The sequence below is a fragment of the Anaerotignum faecicola genome (assembly GCA_024460105.1).
GTDB lineage: Bacteria > Bacillota > Clostridia > Lachnospirales > Anaerotignaceae > JANFXS01.
Genome location: JANFXS010000158.1, coordinates 1 through 507, shown reverse-complemented (window position 1 = coordinate 507; position 507 = coordinate 1). Strand labels below are relative to the sequence as shown.

Genomic DNA, 507 nt, shown 5'->3' with positions numbered 1-507 from the left:
ATCCCCTGCGCCACCAGCTCCTGGTCGCTGTTTAGCCGTACATTTGCCATTTTTCCTGCGCTGGCACCGCATAACAGGCTTTCGATCATTCCCAGCATGGCGATGCTGACGGCAGGTCCGATCAATCCGCTGAGATGATCAGGTGTAATTGCGGATAAGTCTAACCGGGTGTCCAGAAAAAGTGTTTTCGGGATCGCTCCGACGGTCTGAATGTCAAGGTTCAGGATGACGGACAGTACCGTTGCAAAAATAATACTTAAAAAAGAAGCGGGAACGACTGCATTCCATTTTTTCGGAAAGAAAACCATAAACAGGACAACGAAGAGGCCCAGGGCAGCGGCCTGGATATTGACAGGGAATCCCAGCTGGCCATAGCTTAACAGTTTTAAAATGGCGCTGGAGCCCTCTGAGGTGACACCAAAGAAGTTGTCGATCTGTCCCAGTGCGATGATGACGGCGATTCCGGAGGTAAAGCCTGTGATAACGGGAGCGGGAATGAAGCCCGTC

General features: G+C 51.5%; 1 protein-coding gene. It reads right to left on the bottom strand.

Features of this window, described 5'->3' with window-relative positions; all coding sequences use genetic code 11:
- The coding region (locus tag NE664_13275) for a SulP family inorganic anion transporter (protein MCQ4727603.1) at positions 1–507 on the bottom strand (507 nt) is incomplete at both ends.